Genomic DNA, 22244 nt, shown 5'->3' with positions numbered 1-22244 from the left:
AGTATGCAAGACAATTTAAATGTAGATAAACAAGAAATCGCTAAGTTTGAAAGTATGGCTGCTACATGGTGGGATCCAAATGGTGAATTTAAACCACTACACCAAATGAATCCATTGCGTCTCAATTATATTGATGAAAAAAGCCAAGGCTTATTTGGTAAAAATGTATTAGACGTAGGTTGTGGTGGTGGAATTCTATCTGAAAGCATGGCGAAACTTGGCGCTAATGTTACTGGATTGGATATGGGCACTGAGCCATTAGAAGTAGCACGATTACACGCATTAGAATCTGGTGTCACAGTGAATTACTTGCAACAAACTGCCGAATCTCACCGAAACGATTTTCGTGAACATTACGATGTTGTGACTTGTATGGAAATGCTGGAGCATGTTCCAGATCCGCTTTCTGTGATTCAGGCTTGCTGCGATATGGTAAAAAAAGATGGCTATGCTTTTTTCTCTACCATCAACCGTAATCTCATGTCATACATTCAAGCTATTGTTGGCGCTGAATATCTTTTAAAAATGCTTCCTGTTGGCACACACGACCACAGTAAATTTATCCGCCCTTCTGAATTGATAAAATTAGTAGAACAAACAGAACTTCAGTGTTTTGATGCTCTTGGTACTAAATACAATCCATTGACACAGATTTTTTCATATACGAACAAGCTTGATGTCAACTATATGATTGCGTGCCAAAAGGTTAAATGATGCAAGAAAAGATAAAAGGGATTTTGTTCGATCTTGATGGCACATTACTGGATACAGCAAAAGACTTAACTTATGCACTTAATCTCAGTTTAGCCGATCACGGCTTTGCACAAGTTTCTGAACAATTAGTTAAGGAATCTGTCTCCCAAGGAAGTTTAATTATTTGCCAAACTGCAATTCCTACGCAACCTATAGAGATTCAACAACTGGTTCAACAAACTATGCTGAAGCATTATCAAGATGTAAGTGGCCATAAAACGGATTACTTCAATGGCATAGATTCCCTAATCAATCAATTAGACTGTCACGGTTTGAGCTATGGTATTGTTACTAACAAAGTAGCCAAGTTTGCCCGTCCTTTGGTAGCAAAATTCGAGTTATTTACACAGAATACAACTCTCATTTCTGGTGACTCTACTACGCATAACAAGCCCAATGCTCAGCCCATGCTTCTTGCTGCTCAACAGATGAATTTACCAACAAGTGACATTATTTATGTGGGTGATTCGCTAACGGATATTGATGCAGCTAAAAATGCGGGAATGAAATCTGCTATCGCAACGTGGGGATATATACCTTCTGATGAAAATTTTAGCGATTGGGATGCCGATCTTATTTTAAACGATCCTAACGATCTTTTGTCATTGTTCAATTTTTAAAATAATGTTTTTAACATTTTTTTAACTCATGCAAAGAAAATTTTTATCGTTCATATATTGGCCTAATGCTTACATAGGGTTTAGCAAAAAAGCTTCTATGGTTAGCCACTACTAACCTTGATTTTACACTCAGGTTATCCACAAGATATACATCTTGCAAAATACGACAAACCTCACTATCTTGTAGATAACAACATAATAAACACTATATCTTGTGTATCAATAACAATCGCTACACTACAATTTGCCTACAGAATAAACAAATTAAGACTTCACCTTGCCTGGCCAAGGGTTGTCATGATTCGATTGTATTACATGAACAACTCAGCAGTAGTTGCTGACGATATATAGACAAGGCTTATCTTCAATGAACAGCAATATGACAGTTACAAAGCGTAGTGGTGAAAGAGAGACCATCGATCTCGAAAAGATCCATCGCGTGATCACATGGGCAGCCGAAGGGCTTAACAATGTATCTGTATCCGAAGTGGAACTTCGCTCTCACCTTCAATTTTTTAACGGTATTCCAACTGAAGCGATTCATGAAACCATTATCAAGGCAGCTGCAGATTTAATTTCTCCACAGTCACCTGATTACCAGTTTTTAGCTGCTCGTTTAGCTGTTTTCCATTTACGAAAGAAAGCCTTTGGTCAATTTGAGCCACCAAAGCTTTATGATCATGTAACCAAACTGATTGAGTTAGGTAAATACGACAATCACATCCTTGAAGACTATACCAAGGATGAAATTGATATTATGGATTCTTACATAGATCATTGGCGTGATATGACTTTCTCTTATGCTGCAGTAAAGCAGTTAGAGGGTAAGTATTTAGTACAAAACCGTGTATCGGGTGAAGTATATGAAAGCGCCCAGTTTTTATATATTCTTGTAGCTGCTTGCTTGTTCTCACGTTATCCGAAAGAAACACGTCTTGATTACATCAAACGTTTTTATGATGCTACGTCTAAATTCAAGATTTCTTTACCAACACCAATAATGGCTGGTGTACGTACCCCTACTCGTCAGTTCAGTTCATGCGTACTCATCGAGTGTGACGACAGCTTAGACTCTATCAACGCTACTTCATCTGCAATCGTTAAATATGTTAGTCAGCGTGCTGGTATTGGTATCAATGCGGGTCGCATTCGTGCTCTAGGTAGCCCAATTCGTAGTGGTGAAGCATTCCACACAGGTTGCATTCCTTTTTATAAGCATTTCCAAACTGCGGTTAAATCTTGTTCTCAAGGCGGTGTTCGTGGTGGTGCTGCAACCCTATTCTACCCTATTTGGCATTTAGAAGTTGAATCACTACTGGTTCTTAAAAACAACCGTGGTGTAGAAGATAACCGTATTCGTCACTTAGATTATGGTGTTCAAATCAATAAGTTGATGTATCAACGTTTGATCAAAGGCCAAGAGATTTCATTATTCAGCCCATCAGATGTTCCAGGTCTTTATGATGCTTTCTTTGAAGATCAAGTTGAGTTCGAACGTTTATATCTTCAATATGAAAATGACAGCAACATCAAGCGCCAAAATATCAAGGCATCTGAGCTATTTTCACTATTGATGCAAGAGCGAGCATCAACAGGTCGTATTTATATTCAGAACGTTGATCACTGTAATACTCATAGTCCATTTGACTCAAAAGTTGCGCCTGTTCGTCAATCTAATCTGTGTTTAGAGATTGCATTGCCAACTAAGCCATTAAACGACATCAATGATCCAAATGGTGAAATAGCACTTTGTACGCTTTCGGCATTAAACTTAGGTGCTATCGAAAACCTAGACGAACTTGAAGAACTTTCAGACCTTGCTGTTCGTGCTCTAGATAATTTACTTGATTATCAAGATTACCCAATCAAAGCCGCTGAACTTTCCTCTATGAACCGCCGTACATTAGGTATCGGTGTAATTAACTTTGCTAACTATATTGCGAAGAACGGTTTAAAGTATTCAGATGGTAGTGCTAATGGTCTAACCCATAAAACATTTGAAGCTATTCAGTACTACTTATTGAAAGCTTCAATGAATTTGGCTAAAGAATACGGTGCTTGTCCGTTATTTAATGAGACGACCTACTCTAAAGGTATCTTGCCAATTGATACGTACAAAAAAGATCTAGATAAGATTTGTAATGAGCCATTGCACCTAGATTGGGAAAGTTTGCGTAGTGATATACAGCAGTACGGATTACGTAACTCGACCTTATCTGCATTGATGCCATCAGAGACGTCTTCACAAATCTCGAATGCTACAAATGGTATTGAGCCTCCACGAGGTTTGATCAGTATTAAGGCAAGTAAAGATGGACAACTAAAACAAGTTGTACCTGATTTTGATAAACTAAAAGACAAGTATGAACTACTTTGGAACATGAATGGAAATCAAGGTTATCTTGAATTAGTCGGTATCATGCAAAAGTTTGTTGACCAAGCAATTTCTGCAAATACTAACTATGATCCAACCAAATTTAGTGATGCTAAAGTCCCAATGCAGACATTACTGAAAGATTTATTGACTGCATACAAGCTTGGAGTGAAGACTTTATATTATCATAACACTCGAGATGGAGCCTCAGATCAACTGGATGATATAACCAGTGTTGAAGAAGAGGATGATGGATGCGCAGGCGGTGCATGTAAGATCTAATCTTACATTTCATTAATAGGATTAATCTGGGGACGTTAAGTCCCCTTTTAGAGTGCAGAGTAATACAACATGGCTTATTCAACTTTTTGTCAACAACCCAATGATGCAACCAAAGAACCAATGTTTTTTGGTCAACCTGTCAACGTTGCACGTTATGATCAACAAAAATACGAAGTTTTTGAAAAACTAATAGAAAAGCAACTTTCTTTTTTCTGGCGTCCGGAGGAAGTTGATGTTAGTCGTGATAAGATTGATTATGCTGCATTACCAGATCATGAGAAGCACATATTCATCTCGAACCTCAAGTACCAAACTCTACTTGATTCAATTCAAGGACGCTCTCCTAATGTTGCATTTTTGCCGCTAGTTTCAATTCCTGAGTTAGAAACTTGGATTGAAACTTGGTCATTCTCTGAAACTATCCATAGCCGCTCATATACCCATATCATTCGTAACATCGTTAATGACCCTTCGACCGTTTTCGATGATATTGTTGTGAATAAAGAAATTTTGAAACGTGCTACTGATATTTCTCAGTTCTACGATGACTTAATCAAGCTTACTCAAATTTATGAGTTGTTCGGTGCAGGTACTCATACAGTAGACGGTAAAACTTTTACCGTTAACTTAAGAGTTCTAAAGAAAAAACTCTACTTGTGTATGATGTCTGTTAATGCTCTAGAAGCCATTCGTTTCTATGTAAGCTTCGCATGCTCATTCGCATTTGCAGAGCGTAAATTGATGGAAGGTAATGCTAAAATCATCCGCTTGATTGCCCGTGATGAAGCTTTGCACTTAAATGGCACACAGCACATTCTTAACCTAATGCAATCAGGTAAAGATGATCCTGAAATGGCTGAGATTGCAGCAGAGTGTCAGCAAGAAGCTTATGACTTATTCTATAAAGCAGCTGAGCAAGAAAAAGAATGGGCTGAATACCTGTTTAAAGATGGCTCTATGATTGGCATGAATAAAGAAATCCTCTGCCAATATGTTGAGTACATAACTAACCAGAGAATGAAGGCAGTTGGGCTTGCTCAACCTTACCCTGAAAATTCTAATCCACTACCTTGGATGAAGAACTGGCTTGAAAGTGATGCAGTTCAAGTTGCACCACAAGAAGTTGAAGTATCATCTTACTTAGTTGGTCAAATTGATGCGTCAATTGATGCAAGTGAATTTGAAGATTTCGATTTGTAATGAACTTCAAAAAAGCGCCCATTGTCTACCTGCAAGGTAAGCCTGTTTTGTTGTTTGATCAACAGGTCAACTTGCTAGAAGCACTAGAAGATAAAGAAATCGATATTTTTTCAGAGTGCCGTAGCGGTTTTTGTGGTTCTTGCAAAACTAAAGTAATAAATGGCAGCGTAGACTATCTTCAAGAACCGCTAGCGGCTCTTGAAGAAGATGAATGCTTACCCTGTTGTTGTATTCCAAGTTCAGATCTAGATCTTGATTTAATTGCGGAGCAAGACTCTTCTAACCTCAGTAATATCAAGCCATAAAGTTAAGTAAAAGATATGCGATGCGCGAATTGTCGTCCAAAGAAGTTAATGTGCAATAGTGTGGAAACGAACTGAGGCGTGCATCCACGTATTTACGACCGTGACACCCTGTCACGGACGGTTGTCTAACCACACTAATACTCTGACCTGTATTTATAACTACTTGTTAACACGCTTTATTTATATAAAAAGATATTCCTTTTTATATAACCGCAGCCAGTTCAGCACCCTGCCTAATAGCTCGCTTAGCATCAAGCTCTCCAGCTTTCTCTGCACCACCAATAATGTGTACTGGCTTTCCTAATTGAGCAAGTTCATCAGTCATTTCAAGATTAGACACTTGACCGGCACAAATAACAATGTGATCGACATTTAGTATTTCTTCTTTGCCATTAACCGTAATATGTAGACCATGATCATCGATCTTGTTATATTGAACCCCAGTCTTGGTAGTAACATTATGATGCTTCAATTCAGCTCTATGTATCCAGCCTGTCGTTTTACCCAGTCCTTTTCCAATTTTGTCGTCTTTACGTTGAAGCAAATAAAGTTGGCGTGGTGCAAGCTCATCATCAAAAGCGGCTGTTAAGCCTCCAGCTGTTGAGTGTTCTTTATCTATTCCCCAACGTTCAAGCCAAGACTTTGAGTCTAAAGTTTTAGATTTTGTTTCTAATAAATAGTGGGCAACATCAAAACCAATCCCTCCTGCGCCTATAATCGCAACACGGCTTCCTAACTCAATTTTCTCCAATAGTAATTTCTGATAATCGATTACCGACGAATGCTCTATTCCATCAAGTTTTATATCTCTTGGCTTCACTCCCGAAGCCAATACGTATTCATCAAAGACCTCGTTACCTTTGGGGTCAAAATAAGTATTAAGTTTTAATTCTATCCCTAGCTTTTCAATTTGAGCATGATAAAAACGTATGGTTTCGTTGAACTCCTCTTTTCCTGGGATTTTGCGCGCGAGATTAAACTGACCGCCTATTTGTTTCTTGGCTTCAAAAATGACGACATTATGCCCACGCTGAGCAGCATATACTGCGAATGACAGCCCTGCAGGCCCCGCACCAATAACCGCTACCCTCTTGGGTTTCATCACCTTTTCAAAGTTTAATTCCGTTTCATAGCAAGCTCTTGGGTTAACTAGACAAGTCACGCGTTTCAATTCAAATGCATGATCTAAACAAGCCTGATTGCATCCTATACAAGTATTAATTAGCTCAGAATTTCCAGCTTCAGCCTTATTAACAAAGTCTGCATCCGCTAAAAAAGGTCTTGCCATCGAAACCATATCAGCCTGACCATTCTGCAAGATATTTTCTGCAACTTCAGGTGTATTGATTCGATTCGTCGCAACCAACGGAATAGAAACTTCACCTTTAAGTTTTTCTGTTACCCATGAAAATGCAGCTCTTGGCACACTTGAGGCAATTGTTGGTATCCTTGCTTCATGCCAGCCAATCCCAGTATTGATAATGCTGGCCCCTGCTTGTTCAACCCATTTGGCTAACTGAACCACCTGCTCCCAACTAGAACCATCGTCCACTAGGTCCAACATTGAAAGCCTGAAGATAATGATAAATTCAGATCCTACTTTCTCTCTTACTCCTTCAATAATCTTTAAAGCAAATTGGCAGCGATTCTCAAAACTGCCTCCCCATTCATCATCACGTTTATTTGTTCTTTGGCTTATGAATTGGTTTATGAGATAGCCCTCTGATCCCATAACCTCAACACCATCGTATCCAGCTTGATGAGCAAGGCTTGCGCATTGAACAAAGTCATTAATTGTTGATTTAATTCTACGCTTGGACATTTTCCATGGCGTAAACCGATTAATTGGTGCCTTGATACGGCTTGGTGCCATTGCAAAAGGATGATAAGCATAGCGACCAGTATGCAGAATTTGCATACATATCTTAGTGTCTGTCTCATGGACAGCATCTGTAATCAACCTGTGCTTAGAAAGTTGAAATCCATTGCTCAATTCTGCAGCATAAGGATATGCTCTTCCACAAAAGTTAGGCGCAATACCACCAGTAACAATCAAGCCAACACCACCTTCTGCTCGCTCTTTATAGAACTGTGCTAGTTTTTCGAAGCCACCTTTTTGTTCTTCAAGCCCAGTATGCATCGAGCCCATGAGCACACGATTCTTAAGTGTTGTGAAGCCAAGATCTAGGGGTTTGAATAATTGTGGGTATTGCATCTGGCCGCCTTATTAATATTTATAATGCTCATAACTTAATCTGTTACTCGAATTTCCTCAAGTCCCTATAATGAATATTAAAAACAGTTACAATTCTATTTAGAAATCCTTCAATGATTCAGGTAGCATAAAATCATATTCAAATTAAAGGGAGTTGGTATGTCTTCAACGCAACCATCTGCAGTTAAAAGTACATTCAAGTTTATCTGGAACGTCATAAACTTTACGCGCCAATTTATTATTAATTTGGTATTTTTCTTTTTTCTTTTTATTGCCCTCATTGGCATCATTGCAGCGGTTGCAACCGAAGAAAAAGTTTACCTTGCACCTGATAGCGCTTTAGTCCTTGATATTAGTGGCCGAATCGTCGATCAAAAACAATATGTTGATCCTATAGAAACTTTAGTGGCTGAAAGCAGAGGGCAAACTAACCCTGATGAAACACTATTGTCGGATATTTTATATGCAGTCGATTCTGCAGCGAATGATAAACGCATAAAAACTCTAGTTTTAGATTTGTCTGATTTAAGGTATGCGGAAACCAGTAAGCTTGAAGCGATTGGAAAGGCGCTACAAAAATTCAAAGATTCTGGCAAACCTATCGTTTCTTTTGGTAACTATTACAATCAACAGCAATATTTATTAGCTAGTTACGCCAACAAAATCTACTTAAACCCTCAAGGAGTGGTTGCTCTAGAAGGGCTTGGTCGTTATCGACTGTATTACAAGTCTGCGTTAGAAAAACTTAAGATCAAAACTCATATTTTTCGTGTAGGAACTTTTAAGTCTGCTGTAGAGCCATACTTACGTGATGACATGTCACCTGCTGCTAAAGAAGCAAACGAAGCCCTACTTAGTGATATTTGGAGCAGTTATAAAGACATTGTTGCTTCAAATCGAAACATCAAACTAAACCAAGTTCTTCTTGAGCCTAAAGCCTATTTAGCCGAACTGAATGAAGTTGGAAATGATGATGCAAAACTTGCATTAAAAAGAAAACTTGTGGATGAACTTGCTACTGTTGATCAGTTTAGAACCAAAATGATCAATGAAGTTGGACAAGCTCGTACAGGCCAAAGCTTTACACAAGTTGATATGCTGGATTATTTGAAACTTGTAAAACCTAAGCACAGCTTTGGAACAGGCGATTCTGTAGCCATAATCGTTGCCAAAGGTGTGATTCTGGATGGCAACCAAAAGCCCGGTAATATCGGGGGTACCAGTACAGCCAAGCTTTTACGCAAAGCCCGATTTGACGACAATGTGAAAGCTGTTGTGCTTAGAGTAGACAGCCCAGGAGGTAGTGCTTTCGCTTCTGAGCAAATTAGACAACAAATTGTCGAGCTGAAAAAAGCAGGTAAACCTGTAGTTGTGAGTATGGGCAGTTATGCTGCATCTGGTGGCTATTGGATTTCAGCCAGTGCTGATTATATTTATGCAACACCTACAACCCTAACTGGCTCAATCGGCATATTCGGCATGTTTAATACTTTCGAAGATTCTTTATCTTATTTAGGTATTCACGCTGATGGTGTATCGACTTCTGAATGGGCAGGTTTATCTGCTGTTAGAGGTATAACTCCTGATGTGGCACGTGTTATTCAAAAGAAAGTAGAGTTTGGATATCATAAATTCATCTCATTAGTGGCTAATGAACGCCACATGTCTCTACAACAAGTCGATAAAATTGCCCAAGGCCGTGTTTGGAGTGGTAATAAGGCATTAAAGCTAGGGTTAGTTGATGCTATTGGCGATATGAATACCGCCATTACCAAAGCCGCTGAACTTGCGAACCTAGATAATTACCACACTAAAGAGATCAAACAAGAACTGAGTGCTGAAGAAGCGCTAATACAAGAAATGTTTGCCAAAGTATCTGTTTATTTACCACAAACAAGTCAATCACACTCCCCTGTTGATACTTTGTTGCTTCAGGTAGAAGATGCTACCAAGTCTCTGAAACAATTTAACGATCCTAATCATCTATATATGCTTTGTGAACAATGCTCTCAATAGCCTGAATTATGGATAATTAAAACAAAAAAAGGGTAACTTGAGTTGCCCTTTTTTATTGGCCAATAGTAAGATCTATCTAATTACTTCAAAAAATTGAGAATAGTATGGGCAAGAAGTCGATTTACGTTGCATATACAGGCGGGACAATTGGTATGCAGCAAACTCAGCAAGGTTTTGTGCCTGTAGCTGGCTTTTTAACGCAATGTGTTGAAAACATGCCTGAGTTTTATCATCAAGAAATGCCAAATTTCACCATTAATGAATACAGCCCGTTAATTGATTCTTCGAATATGATGCCAGCAGATTGGCAAATGATAGCTGATGATATTAAAGCTAATTATGATAGTTATGATGGCTTTGTGATCTTACATGGTACAGACACCATGGCTTACACATCTTCAGCATTATCTTTTATGTTTGAAGGATTAACAAAGCCGGTTATCGTAACAGGCTCACAAATCCCTTTGGCACAATTACGCTCTGACGGACAGGCAAACTTATTGAACGCTTTGTATATAGCGGCTAACCACCCTATTGCTGAAGTGTGCTTATTCTTTAATAACAAACTGTTTCGCGGAAATCGAACAACCAAGGCTCACGCTGATGGCTTTGATGCCTTCGCCTCACCTAATTTTCCATTACTGCTTGAAGCAGGTATTAAAATTCGACAGCATATTAATACGCCATTACCCGAAAATAAATCAGCACTGAAAGTCATCGACATCCAACCACAACCAATTGGCTTGGTGATGCTCTATCCTGGTATATCTGCTGAATTAATCCAAAACATTTTATTGCAGCCAGTAAAGGCATTAATCATCAGGAGCTTTGGCGTTGGTAATGCCCCCGAAAGCCCTGAGCTACTTTCATTATTAAAAGAAGCAAATGAGCGTGGAATAATTTTGGTAAATCTCACTCAGTGCTTTCAAGGACGAGTCAATATGTCTGGATATGCCACTGGCAATGCCCTTGCATCAGCAGGCGTTATTAGTGGTGGCAACCTAACAATAGAAGCCGCTTTAGCCAAACTTCACATACTATTGTCAAGAGACCTCACAACCGAACAGGTAAAACAGGATTTTACTACAAATCTATGTGGTGAAATGGATTAAGCAACTTATCATATTCAGCAAATACCCTAATATTTGCTGAATACCATTCTCTTTCATGCTTATTTAATATATTACCATTATGATAAAAACTTATTTTACACCTTAGTTTCAGTACCTTAACTTATATAAGTGTGTTTTTTTCTGAAATCGCAATTAATAAATATTCACTTCCCTAATCATAATTAAGCTTGCACAATCAAATAACAGAATAATCAGCAGTAATTTTTGGTTTACTGTTCAACTCAATGTGATCCATGGCAAACACGAAGAAATATCAAGTTCATAATCCTGAGATTGGCACTTTGCCAACCTCACATTTGCTCTTGATAAAACAAACGCCCAAGGAATGCAGATTTGCTGATTTTATTAATCAAGATCTCAAACCACAGCATAGAAATGAGTCTAAAAATAGTTGGACCGCCATTGAATTGTTTGAACCTAAGATTATTGCACAAATTGAGCCTTTTTTATTAGCTCGAGCACTGTGCCCCAAATCTCTTGAATCAGCCATGCTTCGGTCAATTTGTGATGACAATACAAAAGCAGTGAATAAACTCTTAGATGCTGGCGTCGCCATTGAGCGACTAAAACAATTTCAGTTTCCTTGGCTGCATGTATGTGCATTAAACAACAGTCCTGAGACATTCAATTTATTGCTAAAACGTCACGCAGATATCAATGATGTAGACCATGACGGTAAAACACCTCTTCATATAGCGGCGCAATATGATCGATATTCATTATTGCCTATTTTTGAAAGCCATAATGAATGTGAGGTGAATGCCGTTGATAATAGAGGCAATACACCAATATTAACGGCTGCAATATTTGAAGCATGGGACTTTGTGTCAAAACTGTCTGATAACATCGAAACTGATATTAATTTTGAAAACGATACAAATCTCGACGTATTAACGCTAGTAATCAAAGCAAATCAGAATAAGTTGATTGACAAACTTCTTCAACATCCCTGTATCCAGCCAAGAGATCAACACCTTAGAACTGCGGTATATTCGAATAACCTAAATGCACTAAAAACACTACTGGCCATTTCTGATGAGTTACTCAGCCCAAAGCTTAATGCTGAGCTACTTAACATTGCTGCGTCACGCAACTTTCGTCCAATAATTCGTGCTTTATTGGAACAGGGAATCAATGTTAACAGTAAAGACATCAACGGAAACACCGCTATTCACACAGCTTGCTTATATTCTCATCTAGATCTCGTTTCGGACCTATTAGCTACGCCTAATCTAAATCTGACAATCAGAAATCAAAAAGATCAGAGTCCGCTAGCAATAGCTAATCTGGCTTACGATAAACACTTAAAGATGAATATAAATGGATACCAACAAAACTCACACTTAGATTCAGCAAAAAGAATTTTAATTAAACTGTCAGAATTTGTTAAATCTGCATATTGATTCCCAATCTTAAAAATTTACTTTAAATTCTTAGAATTAGATTGAAATATAAGCCTTAGTAATGCTCCAATAGTCACAATTTCACTACAAAGTGTAATAAAATTACATACAGACTTTTCTTTTGCCACATAGATCACAGACTTAAGCCCTGCTTAACTGTAAATTCGTAAGTAAAAGAACATTTAGCCAAATAATAACCTTAAGAATTTAGCTAAATATTTTTATAGGAATCCATTCCATGACTGTAACTAACGCTGAAGAACTCGATCTACTCGTTGAAAGAGTTGCCAAAGCCCAATCTGAATTCGCTAACTTTTCCCAAGAACAGGTCGATAAAATCTTTCGTGCTGCTGCACTAGCTGCAGCTGATGCAAGGATTTCACTTGCTAAGATGGCGGCCCAAGAAACCCGCATGGGTATCATTGAAGACAAAGTGATCAAGAACCACTTTGCATCTGAATATATTTACAACAAATATAAAGATGATAAAACCTGTGGCATTCTTGAAGAAGATCATACCTTCGGTACTATCACTATTGCCGAACCTGTTGGTATCATCTGTGGTATTGTCCCAACCACTAACCCAACTTCGACAGCTATTTTTAAAGCATTAATCAGCTTAAAAACACGTAACGGCATTATCTTTTCTCCACACCCAAGAGCTAAAGCATCCACTACCGAAGCTGCCCGCTTAGTATTAAATGCCGCTATTGAAGCCGGTGCACCAAAAGATATTATCGGCTGGATTGATGAACCAAGTGTAGCCCTTTCAAACCAGTTAATGACTCACGATAAAATTAACCTAATCCTAGCCACTGGCGGCCCTGGCATGGTTAAAGCTGCTTATTCATCAGGTAAACCTGCTATTGGTGTTGGTGCAGGTAACACACCAATTATTATCGATGAAACGGCTGATATTAAACGTGCAGTAAGTTCAATTTTAATGTCAAAAACGTTTGATAACGGTGTTGTGTGTGCGTCTGAACAAGCCGTTGTTATTGTTGATAGCATTTATGATCAAGTTAAAGAGCGTTTCGGCACTCATGGCGGTTATATTCTGAATAAGAAAGAAACCAAAGCCATGCAGAAAGTCATTTTGAAAAATGGTGGGCTAAACGCTGACATCGTTGGTCAAAGTGCAATGACCATTGCTGAAATGGCTGACATAAAAGTTCCAAGCTCAACAAAAGTTCTTATTGGTGAAGTAACCGAAATTTCTGAATTGGAAGCCTTTGCCCACGAGAAATTATCACCTCTTCTAGGTATGTATCGCGCGGCTAACTTCGAAGAAGCACTAGATAAAGCAGCAGACCTTGTAGCATTAGGGGGAATCGGTCACACCTCTGGTTTATACACTAACCAAGATACTCAAGAAGAACGAGTTAAACAATTTGGTTTCCGTATGAAAACCGCCCGCATTTTGATCAATACGCCTGCTTCACAAGGTGGTATTGGTGATCTATACAACTTCAAGCTTGCACCTTCATTAACATTAGGTTGCGGTTCTTGGGGTGGTAACTCAATTTCTGAAAACGTTGGCCCAAGCCATCTAATCAATAAGAAAACCGTTGCTAAGAGGGCTGAAAATATGCTTTGGCATAAGTTACCATCTTCAATTTATTTCCGTAGAGGCAGTTTAGCCATCGCACTTGAAGAGTTAAGCGATAAAAAACGTGCACTTATCGTTACTGATAAATTCTTATTCAATAACGGTTATTGCGATGAAACTATCAAGGTTTTGAAAGCTCAAGGTCTAGAAACTGAAGTATTCTACGAAGTTGAAGCCGACCCTACCCTTTCGGTGGTTAAGCATGGCGCTGACGTTGCTAAAAGTTTCCAGCCTGATGTAATCATTGCTCTAGGTGGTGGTTCTCCTATGGATGCGGCTAAGATCTTATGGGTAATGTACGAGCATCCAAATGTTCATTTTGAAGACCTTGCATTACGCTTTATGGATATACGTAAACGTATTTACAAGTTCCCTAAAATGGGTAAAAAAGCGACTATGGTTGCGATTCCAACGACATCAGGAACAGGCTCAGAAGTTACTCCTTTTGCAGTAGTAACTGACGAAGTTACAGGCCAAAAATATCCAATTGCAGACTATGAGTTAACGCCTAATATGGCAATTGTCGACCCTAATCTTGTGATGGATATGCCTAAGTCTTTAACTGCATTTGGTGGTATTGACGCTATTACTCATGCACTAGAAGCTTATGTAAGCATAATGGCAAATGAATACTCTGACGGCCAGGCATTACAAGCATTGAGCTTACTTACTGAATATTTACCAGAGTCATACGAAAAAGGCGCAGCAGCACCTGTAGCACGAGAACGCGTCCACAATGGTGCAACTATTGCTGGTATCGCATTTGCAAACGCATTCTTAGGTATTTGTCACTCAATGGCACACAAAATCGGTGCAGAATTCCATATCCCGCATGGTTTAGCTAATGCCTTGTTAATTTCAAACGTGATCCGCTTCAATGCGACCGATATGCCTAAGAAGATTGCTGCTTTCAGTCAATATGATCGCCCTAAAGCACTATGCCGTTACGCTGAAATTGCGGACCACCTTGGTCTTGGAGGTAGTACCGATGACGAAAAAGTCCAAAAGCTCATTGAAAAAATTGAACAAATCAAGGCGACGATTGGCATTCCAGCATCGATCAAAGATGCCGGAGTAAACGAAGCTGATTTCTTAGCTAAGCTGGATGAAATTGCAGAAGATGCATTTGATGATCAATGTACAGGCGCTAACCCGAGATACCCGTTAATTGCCGAATTAAAGCAAATCCTATTAGATAGCTTCTATGGCAACGACTATAAAGACGAATAAGCTTTAGCTTTCTATTGACTTCAAAACCTCAGCTTCGGCTGAGGTTTTTATTTATGTAGATGTAATACCAATTAATGGTAACTGGTACAAACATCTATATTGATTTTTTACCCAATAAAAAAGCCCTGTCATTTCTGACAAGGCTTTAAAATTTTGGCGGAGCGGACGGGACTCGAACCCGCGACCCCCGGCGTGACAGGCCGGTATTCTAACCAACTGAACTACCGCTCCAATGGGTTGAATACTACTGTCACACTTTTAAACCGTCAATATTTTTTTCAAGCAAAAGAATCAAACGCCTACGTTTTAACCAAGGTGTGAAACCATTCTTTATTTCAATCGAAAAATCAGATATTACTTTTCGAACTCTTCTGGCATGGTTAAATCAATATCATTTAAGTTAGAACTGTCAGAACCAGTTGTAGCATTTTCTACACTTTCTTCTGACACCATTTTTTCTGCGGCTTTCATAGCTTCCTTTCTCACTTGCATTTTCCGCCACACAATTATCGTAATCACAGCTAATACTATAAATAAAAGGTTAAAACCTATTACCCACATCAAAATAGTATTTTTAGCTGATTCTTCATTATCATTGGCTTGTTGAGCTTTTTCTTTAGCAATTTCAACAGCAGATTTTGAAGGTGCTGGAGGAGGCTCCTGATTGAAAGCTACTTCAGGTAATTTAAGTACTAATTCACGTCCACCAATAGTTGTAGTTGCAGCCACAACTGAAACTATATAATTACCATAGGCCTCAACATGGGGAAGTTTAATGCGCTCTCTCATAGAACCTAGCCCTTGAACCACAAAGTTTTCCTTCATGTTATTTGGTCCCATGATTGTATATTCAACAATTGTTTCAGACGGCCGAATTTCATCAGTATTACTATTAACCTGAATATAGCGAGTTTCTGAATCGAATGATGGGTGAACAATAGACGCAGTAATAGGAATAGGTTTCAATTCTACAGGCTCTTTATAGTGCCTCTCAAAGATATCATTATGGGCATTAACATCAAAAAGGTACTTTCCAGGCTCAAGATCTAGATGAAATCGACTAGTAAATACTCCGTCGTCAGGCTTTTCATCTAACAGTTTGCCATCATCTTTATAGGAACCAACTCGACGATTACCAATTATCTTCTGTTGCTCACTCTCAGTTGCTTCAGCTATTCGTTTAAAATTCACCGTCCATTCGACTAAGTAATCCAAGCCAGGCAATCGGATCTGCAATCCATTATCTTTTAGCCTTGCTACTGTTTTTATACTCTCCCCGACATAAAGTGGTTGCGGCAAAGGCTCTACTTCAATACTTAGATCGCTTACCTTAGTAATATTCGAACCTTCTACTATACGCCCCAATAACTGCCATGGACCTGGTTGAGGTTGAGTAATTTCAATCATATCGCCAGTCATACCGTCTTTCCATTTAACCGTATCTGGATGACGATGAGCAAACCATTTTCGACCATCTGGTAGAACAATAACAACAGGTGGAGAGCCAAATTCCCGCTGTACCACTAATGTCACTTTTGAAACCAAATGATCAATTCGAAAACGATTCTTTAGCTCACTGGCTGTAGATATATCATTTTCATTCGCTAAACAAGAAAGAGGTATTCCTGATAATGACCACACCAAGATCAGAGATAAGACAACACGAATCATAAGGGATTAATCGCTCCAACGACATTTTCCGCCTTTGCCGACCAGTTCTAGTCGTTCGGCATGTTTAGCTAATTCATCGGCTGATGCTTGAATTACTTTACCCATTTGTCGGTCTGCTGCTAAGCGTTTAATCCCACCGGCTTCGGTGCCAACCGAATCAGCGGCTAGGTTAAGTTTTGTTTGCCCACCTGTCATTAGCAGATATACATCCGCTAGAATCTCGGCATCCAATAATGCTCCGTGAAGTTCACGGCGTGAATTATCTACAAAATAGCGCTTACATAGCGCATCGAGGCTGTTTCGTTCGCCTGGGTGCTTATGCTTAGCAATAACAAGGGTGTCAACAATTGAGCAAATATCTTCGGTAACCGGTCCTTTGGGGTTTAATAACGAAAACTCATGGTCCATAAATGAAATATCGAATGGAGCGTTATGCGCCACAATTTCAGCTCCACGGATAAAGTCGAGAAATGCTGGGGCAACTTCATGGAATCTCGGACAATCTGCCACTCTTTCATTGGTGATACCATGGACGGCAATTGCTTCTTCATCAATTTCCTGCCCAGGGTTTATGTATTCGTGGAAATGGCGACCCGTTAATTTACGGTCAATCACTTCGACACACCCTATTTCAATAATTCGATGACCAATATAAACAGGCCCTCCACCTTGGTTCATACCAGTGGTTTCAGTATCGAGAATGATCTGTCGTGACGCTTTAGAAACAATATTCATAGGCTAAAATAAATAAAATTTGTATAATCTGATGTAATTATCTAACTATGGTAGCAATTTGATGGCAGAACGGAAACATATCAATATCTTTACGGATGGTTCTTGTCTTGGTAATCCCGGTCCTGGTGGCTATGGTATTGTGATGACTTTTAAGCAACATCGTAAAGAATTGAGCGATGGCTTTGCAAACACCACTAATAATCGTATGGAACTTTTGGCCCCCATCATTGCCCTTGAAAGCTTAAAAGAACCCTGCCAAGTGACATTAACAAGTGATAGCCAATATATGCGCCAAGGTATCACTCAATGGATCCACAATTGGAAAAAGAATAATTGGAAAACCTCGAATAAAACACCTGTTAAGAATGTGGATTTGTGGCAGCGACTAGATAAAGCTCAGCAGCAACATCAAATCGATTGGAAGTGGGTTAAAGGTCACGCTGGCCATGCTGAAAACGAACGTTGTGATGACTTAGCCAGAGAAGCTGCCGAAGCGAAGCCCACACAAATAGATAAAGGATATCAAGCCTAACCTCTATTCACCCGACCTGCACTAGGTGCCGTCGACCAGTTGGTGGCACGTTGCTTTTTCCAAGCTTTTGAAGGAGTTAAAGGGCACTCTACCTTTTTAGCAATAATTACATAAAATGAGCCTGAGAAAGGTAACCAATTTTTCATCCATTGTTGCCACAAGCTATTATCTGAAAATTTACCTATCAAAGGGTGATAAACTTCTTTTTTCTGATCAATGACTTGATATCCCAATACCTCTAACCAGTCCCTCACTCTATGCGCTGTAAAAAAACGACCACTCCATGGGTATAACTGACGATGTTTAGGTGAGGCTTTACCAATTAAAAGAGGACTTAATGGATTGCAACCAACTAGAATTAAATGCCCACCAGAGATCAAAACTCTGCTCACCTCTCGTAACACTCGATAAGGATTCGTTTCAAATTCCAATAATAATGCTGCTAACACACAATCAATAGAACGTTTTTGTAATGGCAAGTGAGTGTAATCAGCCAATAAGCTTGCATTGCCTTTTTCCAAGATTGAGAATTGATGTGCAATACTTGATTTTGCAGTATCTATCTCCGATGACAAAGGTCCAAGCTTTAATAGATGGTATCCAAAAAACTGCGACATTTGCTCATTGATGTAAGGACTCAATGATCTGAGTGCTTGCTCACCACTAGGCAGTTCCAACCAAGACTTAGGTTTAGAAGTAATCATAGTCTTTATTCAAAGTTCCTTTTGGGTATATTATTAAATAAGAATTCTAAAACAATATTAAGATATATGCTTACAATCCAGCCCATACCCGCTTTTAACGATAATTACATTTGGTGCATCAGTAATCAACAAAAACAAGCGGTTGTTGTCGATCCTGGCTCGGCATTAGAAGTTATAAAATTTCTAGAACAACAACAACTGGTTTTAGTGGGCATATTAATTACACATCATCATGCCGATCATATAGGGGGTATTGAAGAACTACTTTCAACTTATGATGCCAAAATTCAAGTATATGGACCTGATTCAAAACGTATCCCTCAAGTAACCCATATTGTAGATGATAAGACTCCCATATTTATTAATGAGCTTGGTGTATCTGCACAAGTTATCAATGTAACAGGTCATACACTTGAGCATATATCTTATCTAATCGAAGGGAATTTATTTTGTGGCGATACCTTATTCAGCGGTGGTTGTGGCCGAATTTTTGAGGGAACAGCAGAACAAATGTTCAATTCTCTTAAAAAGCTTAGTGTGCTACCATCCGCGACTAAAGTGTTTTGTGCCCATGAGTACACTTTAAGTAACTTAACATTTGCCTTAGTGGCTGAACCAAGTAATTCTTTGCTACTCGATTATTACGATCAAGTTAAACAACAACGACAAAACGGTGAAATAACATTACCATCATCCATTGGTAAAGAATTAGAAATAAACCCATTTTTGCGATGTGACCAAGCGGAAATACAATCCAAGGTTAGTACAAAGTTTAACCTCTCAACTTCGCTAGATACGATAGATTGCTTCACATATTTGAGAAAATGGAAAGACATTTTTTAACCAATCCGTTAAAATCAATTCCAATTTTTGATCTTTATATTATTTATTTTCTATATATACTCGAAAAATTAATAGCTAATATACTTTCAAACTTCATCTGACTTGTTGAATGTTTGTAATGTGAAGTTTGGAGAAAACAATTTTTTATGCGTGTGTCTCATTGCTTATTTGCAGGAAGCCTTGTTCTACTAACTGGGTGTCAATCAACGTTTAATACAGCCCCAAAAGAAAAAGCTGAAACCAATGTTCAAACTGCGATCTTGGATATCCAAGAGACAAAACCCATAGTCGAGCATACCGCAACACCTGTTACTCAAATAGATATGTGGCAACGCATTCGAAACGGGCTTCAATTTAAAGTTCCAAATCAAAAGTTAGTCAAGCAATATCGAAAATGGTATCTCAAACACCCAAAGCATTTACTTAGAGTTTCCGAGCGTGCCCAACCTTTTATGTATTTGATCGTAGAAGAGATTGAAAAACGAGGTTTGCCGCTTGAGCTTGCACTACTTCCTATTGTGGAAAGCTCTTTTGATCCTTTTGCTTATTCTCACGGTTCAGCATCAGGCTTATGGCAGTTTACCTCACCTATGGCACGTCATTTCGGACTAGATATTGATTGGTGGTATGACGGTCGACGAGATGTCTATGCTGCGACTATTGCAGCTCTCGATATGCTTGAATACCTTCATAAAAAAACCAAAGGTAACTGGCTATATGCAATCGCAGCATACAATACAGGTGAAGGTCGAGTACTACGCGCAGCAAGAAACAATCGACGTGAAGGTAAAAGCACCAGTTTTTGGGGTTTAGATTTACCCACGGAAACAGAACGTTATGTTCCTCAATTGCTTGCTTTAGCTGATATTATCAAACATTCAGACAAGTACGGCTTAAAATTAGCCCCAATTCCAAACAAACCTCAATTAAAAGTGGTGCAAATCGATTCTCAAATAGATCTTGCTTTGGCTGCTGACTTTGCAGGTTTGAGCATTGACGACTTTTATAAACTAAATCCAGGCTTTAATCGCTGGGCTACTGGGCCTGATGGAACTTACAACCTATTATTCCCAGTTGAAAATGCTGAACGCTTTGAGCTTGCACTAAATGAAAACGGCCCTGAAAAGCGTTTAAAATGGACACGTTATAAAATCAAATCAGGTGACAATTTAGGCCTTATAGCAAAACGCCATAACACATCAATTGGTTTCATAAAAAAAGCGAATCATTTAAATAGCAACACCATTGTTGTTGGTAAACATTTATTAATACCTGTATCAGCGAGGGAAAGAGAAGATTACACCTTATCTCTACCTTCGCGATTAGCGCAAAAACAAAATACCCCCCGTGGGCAAGTGAAAGTCAATTACCGCGTAAAATCTGGTGATTCATTATGGACAATCGCCCGCCAATTTAAAGTAAAGACGACGTCTTTAGCACGATGGAATCACATGGCGCCAAGGGATACTTTGAGTGTCGGCAAAAAATTAGTAGTTTGGCTGAAAAAAGGTAAGAAATCTGGGGTCATTAGAACTGTAAACTATAAAGTACGAAATGGTGATTCTTTGGCAAGAATTGCAAACAAATTTAAAGTAAGTATTAAAGATTTAGTTAAATGGAACCAACTTGATGCTAAAAAGTATTTACAACCCGGACAGACCTTAAGTCTTTATGTTGATGTAACCAACTACTCAAGCTAAACCACAATGGCTGCATAATGCAGCCATTGTTTTGCATATCCAATCAACTCGATCATTTAAAAATTTGATTAAGCTTATAGGCTAAACGAATTCCAGCTTGTTTTAGACGCTGCTCTGAAAGCTCACGGTTTTTATAGATATACTTATAACCTAGTTTTGGAATACCTTTTTCAACTCTGTCAAATTGGTAAACTTGATCTCTATATCTAAGAGATTCCTTAGCCCAATCCAAATACGTTCCTTGTTGCCAATCTATTTTTTCTTTAGATGTTAGAGGTAAAAATTCCACATACTCTTTATAACTTAATTTTTGATTATCAATCAAATGAGTGTCCCATACTCGATGTAAATTTGAATTCTCATTAAACCACTTTACTTGAACTCTGTTACCACCTCTATCTTCAGCAAAGCCTACATGAAGCGGTTGATGTAAATCACCGACCATGTGAATAAAAAAAGCCAGTGACTCCCATTTTTGCTTTTTAGACAGTCTTGGATTTTTAAGCTTCTGCTCCAATGCATTTAAAGTGGATAAAATATCACCTTTGGGATTACGATTATTTCCAGTTAAATCAGCTTCCGTATCAGCGCTGATATAGTGCCACGGAGAAGCGTGGTCCCACTTACTAGAAGAGCGTATTTCATCAGCCCAGGTAGAAAGCTTTGCCAGTGGCATACCATTGGTAATTACCAATATTTTTTGCTTAGCCTTAGGAGTTAGATTTAACTGCCCTATCTCACCAATAATTCGATGTCCATTTTGCCCGTGTGCATAGCTATTCGAAATCCCCATCCCACACATCAGACCAGAAACCAGCAAACATCCAATTTTTTGATTTATCACTTTTTAACCTCTTACATTTATTTCAGCAAAAATTCTGTGACCTAGATTGCAAAATTGTTGCAAAGGTATCAAAAT

The 22244-nt window shown here is 38.7% G+C and carries 17 protein-coding genes and 1 tRNA gene; 12 read left to right on the top strand and 6 right to left on the bottom strand.

What is annotated here, in order from left to right:
• Positions 1 to 3: 3 nt before the first annotated feature.
• From ubiG to yfaE, 5 genes are all read left to right on the top strand, one after another.
• Positions 4 to 714 (top strand): bifunctional 2-polyprenyl-6-hydroxyphenol methylase/3-demethylubiquinol 3-O-methyltransferase UbiG, encoded by a 711-nt coding sequence (gene ubiG, locus AC1EU0_RS05670; protein ID WP_480301091.1) that lies wholly within the window; start codon positions 4 to 6, stop codon positions 712 to 714.
• A complete protein-coding gene (locus AC1EU0_RS05665) occupies positions 711 to 1373 on the top strand; it encodes an HAD family hydrolase (RefSeq protein WP_480301089.1) in 663 nt (220 codons plus the stop codon). The genes ubiG and AC1EU0_RS05665 overlap by 4 nt, the downstream gene beginning before the upstream one ends.
• A 367-nt stretch (positions 1374 to 1740) precedes the next feature.
• Complete coding sequence (gene nrdA, locus AC1EU0_RS05660) at positions 1741 to 4029, top strand: class 1a ribonucleoside-diphosphate reductase subunit alpha (RefSeq protein ID WP_480301088.1); 2289 nt, start codon at positions 1741 to 1743, stop codon at positions 4027 to 4029.
• Positions 4030 to 4098: 69 nt separating this feature from the next.
• On the top strand, positions 4099 to 5229 hold the full coding sequence (gene nrdB, locus AC1EU0_RS05655) for a class Ia ribonucleoside-diphosphate reductase subunit beta (protein WP_480301087.1): 1131 nt from the start codon (positions 4099 to 4101) through the stop codon (positions 5227 to 5229).
• Positions 5229 to 5534, top strand: a complete 306-nt coding sequence (gene yfaE / locus AC1EU0_RS05650) for a class I ribonucleotide reductase maintenance protein YfaE (protein WP_480301086.1) — start codon at positions 5229 to 5231, stop codon at positions 5532 to 5534. The genes nrdB and yfaE overlap by 1 nt, the downstream gene beginning before the upstream one ends.
• A 202-nt stretch (positions 5535 to 5736) precedes the next feature.
• Here the strand turns inward: yfaE and AC1EU0_RS05645 are convergent, their stop codons facing one another.
• Entirely contained in the window at positions 5737 to 7749 is a 2013-nt protein-coding gene (locus tag AC1EU0_RS05645) for an FAD-dependent oxidoreductase (protein WP_480301084.1), read from the bottom strand.
• 159 nt (positions 7750 to 7908) lie between these two features.
• Between AC1EU0_RS05645 and sppA the strand changes: the two genes are divergently transcribed.
• The 4 genes from sppA (at position 7909) to adhE (ending at position 15140) form a co-directional block, all read left to right on the top strand.
• Positions 7909 to 9765: a signal peptide peptidase SppA gene (sppA, locus tag AC1EU0_RS05640; RefSeq protein ID WP_480301083.1), complete on the top strand. Its 1857-nt coding sequence runs from the start codon at positions 7909 to 7911 to the stop codon at positions 9763 to 9765.
• Between the two features lie 104 nt (positions 9766 to 9869).
• Positions 9870 to 10877: an asparaginase gene (ansA, locus tag AC1EU0_RS05635; protein WP_480301081.1), complete on the top strand. Its 1008-nt coding sequence runs from the start codon at positions 9870 to 9872 to the stop codon at positions 10875 to 10877.
• A gap of 254 nt (positions 10878 to 11131) precedes the next feature.
• Complete coding sequence (locus AC1EU0_RS05630) at positions 11132 to 12301, top strand: ankyrin repeat domain-containing protein (protein ID WP_480301079.1); 1170 nt, start codon at positions 11132 to 11134, stop codon at positions 12299 to 12301.
• A 238-nt stretch (positions 12302 to 12539) separates the two neighbouring features.
• A complete protein-coding gene (adhE, locus tag AC1EU0_RS05625) occupies positions 12540 to 15140 on the top strand; it encodes a bifunctional acetaldehyde-CoA/alcohol dehydrogenase (protein WP_480301077.1) in 2601 nt (866 codons plus the stop codon).
• Between the two features lie 154 nt (positions 15141 to 15294).
• On the opposite strand, the gene AC1EU0_RS05620 is transcribed toward adhE, so the two are convergent.
• The 3 genes from AC1EU0_RS05620 to dnaQ all read right to left on the bottom strand — a co-directional run bounded on the left by AC1EU0_RS05620 (position 15295) and on the right by dnaQ (position 17546).
• Positions 15295 to 15371: transfer RNA gene (locus AC1EU0_RS05620), tRNA-Asp, on the bottom strand.
• A 123-nt stretch (positions 15372 to 15494) separates the two neighbouring features.
• On the bottom strand, positions 15495 to 16811 hold the full coding sequence (locus AC1EU0_RS05615; protein ID WP_480301075.1) for a TIGR03503 family protein: 1317 nt from the start codon (positions 16809 to 16811) through the stop codon (positions 15495 to 15497).
• Positions 16812 to 16817: 6 nt separating this feature from the next.
• Complete coding sequence (dnaQ, locus tag AC1EU0_RS05610) at positions 16818 to 17546, bottom strand: DNA polymerase III subunit epsilon (RefSeq protein ID WP_480301074.1); 729 nt, start codon at positions 17544 to 17546, stop codon at positions 16818 to 16820.
• 61 nt (positions 17547 to 17607) lie between these two features.
• Between dnaQ and rnhA the strand changes: the two genes are divergently transcribed.
• Positions 17608 to 18078 carry a ribonuclease HI gene (rnhA, locus tag AC1EU0_RS05605; RefSeq protein WP_480301073.1) on the top strand — a complete coding sequence of 157 codons (471 nt, stop codon included), beginning with the start codon at positions 17608 to 17610 and terminating at the stop codon, positions 18076 to 18078.
• On the opposite strand, the gene AC1EU0_RS05600 is transcribed toward rnhA, so the two are convergent.
• Positions 18075 to 18782, bottom strand: a complete 708-nt coding sequence (locus AC1EU0_RS05600) for a class I SAM-dependent methyltransferase (protein WP_480301071.1) — start codon at positions 18780 to 18782, stop codon at positions 18075 to 18077. The genes rnhA and AC1EU0_RS05600 overlap by 4 nt on opposite strands.
• Positions 18783 to 18848: 66 nt before the next feature.
• On the opposite strand from AC1EU0_RS05600, the gene gloB reads away from it, so the two are divergent.
• Together gloB and AC1EU0_RS05590 are read left to right on the top strand one after the other, a co-directional pair.
• Positions 18849 to 19625: a hydroxyacylglutathione hydrolase gene (gloB, locus tag AC1EU0_RS05595; protein WP_480301069.1), complete on the top strand. Its 777-nt coding sequence runs from the start codon at positions 18849 to 18851 to the stop codon at positions 19623 to 19625.
• A gap of 146 nt (positions 19626 to 19771) precedes the next feature.
• Complete coding sequence (locus tag AC1EU0_RS05590) at positions 19772 to 21325, top strand: lytic transglycosylase (RefSeq protein WP_480301067.1); 1554 nt, start codon at positions 19772 to 19774, stop codon at positions 21323 to 21325.
• Between the two features lie 52 nt (positions 21326 to 21377).
• Here the strand turns inward: AC1EU0_RS05590 and AC1EU0_RS05585 are convergent, their stop codons facing one another.
• Positions 21378 to 22169, bottom strand: a complete 792-nt coding sequence (locus AC1EU0_RS05585) for a S1/P1 nuclease (protein ID WP_480301065.1) — start codon at positions 22167 to 22169, stop codon at positions 21378 to 21380.
• Positions 22170 to 22244 lie beyond the last annotated feature (75 nt).

The sequence above is a fragment of the Parashewanella sp. 2210YD4-3 genome (assembly GCF_056591735.1).
This window is presented reverse-complemented; position numbering and strand designations above follow the sequence as displayed.

Bases quoted from the DNA above. Each gene is read 5' to 3' on its own strand.
- adhE (WP_480301077.1), top strand. From the start codon at position 12,540: ATGACTGTAACTAACGCTGAAGAACTCGATCTACTCGTTGAAAGAGTT.
- AC1EU0_RS05615 (WP_480301075.1), bottom strand. From the start codon at position 16,811: ATGATTCGTGTTGTCTTATCTCTGATCTTGGTGTGGTCATTATCAGGA.
- ubiG (WP_480301091.1), top strand. From the start codon at position 4: ATGCAAGACAATTTAAATGTAGATAAACAAGAAATCGCTAAGTTTGAA.
- dnaQ (WP_480301074.1), bottom strand. From the start codon at position 17,546: ATGAATATTGTTTCTAAAGCGTCACGACAGATCATTCTCGATACTGAA.
- gloB (WP_480301069.1), top strand. From the start codon at position 18,849: ATGCTTACAATCCAGCCCATACCCGCTTTTAACGATAATTACATTTGG.
- AC1EU0_RS05600 (WP_480301071.1), bottom strand. From the start codon at position 18,782: ATGATTACTTCTAAACCTAAGTCTTGGTTGGAACTGCCTAGTGGTGAG.
- nrdA (WP_480301088.1), top strand. From the start codon at position 1,741: ATGAACAGCAATATGACAGTTACAAAGCGTAGTGGTGAAAGAGAGACC.
- AC1EU0_RS05665 (WP_480301089.1), top strand. From the start codon at position 711: ATGATGCAAGAAAAGATAAAAGGGATTTTGTTCGATCTTGATGGCACA.
- nrdB (WP_480301087.1), top strand. From the start codon at position 4,099: ATGGCTTATTCAACTTTTTGTCAACAACCCAATGATGCAACCAAAGAA.
- yfaE (WP_480301086.1), top strand. From the start codon at position 5,229: ATGAACTTCAAAAAAGCGCCCATTGTCTACCTGCAAGGTAAGCCTGTT.
- ansA (WP_480301081.1), top strand. From the start codon at position 9,870: ATGGGCAAGAAGTCGATTTACGTTGCATATACAGGCGGGACAATTGGT.
- sppA (WP_480301083.1), top strand. From the start codon at position 7,909: ATGTCTTCAACGCAACCATCTGCAGTTAAAAGTACATTCAAGTTTATC.
- AC1EU0_RS05630 (WP_480301079.1), top strand. From the start codon at position 11,132: ATGGCAAACACGAAGAAATATCAAGTTCATAATCCTGAGATTGGCACT.
- AC1EU0_RS05645 (WP_480301084.1), bottom strand. From the start codon at position 7,749: ATGCAATACCCACAATTATTCAAACCCCTAGATCTTGGCTTCACAACA.
- rnhA (WP_480301073.1), top strand. From the start codon at position 17,608: ATGGCAGAACGGAAACATATCAATATCTTTACGGATGGTTCTTGTCTT.
- AC1EU0_RS05590 (WP_480301067.1), top strand. From the start codon at position 19,772: ATGCGTGTGTCTCATTGCTTATTTGCAGGAAGCCTTGTTCTACTAACT.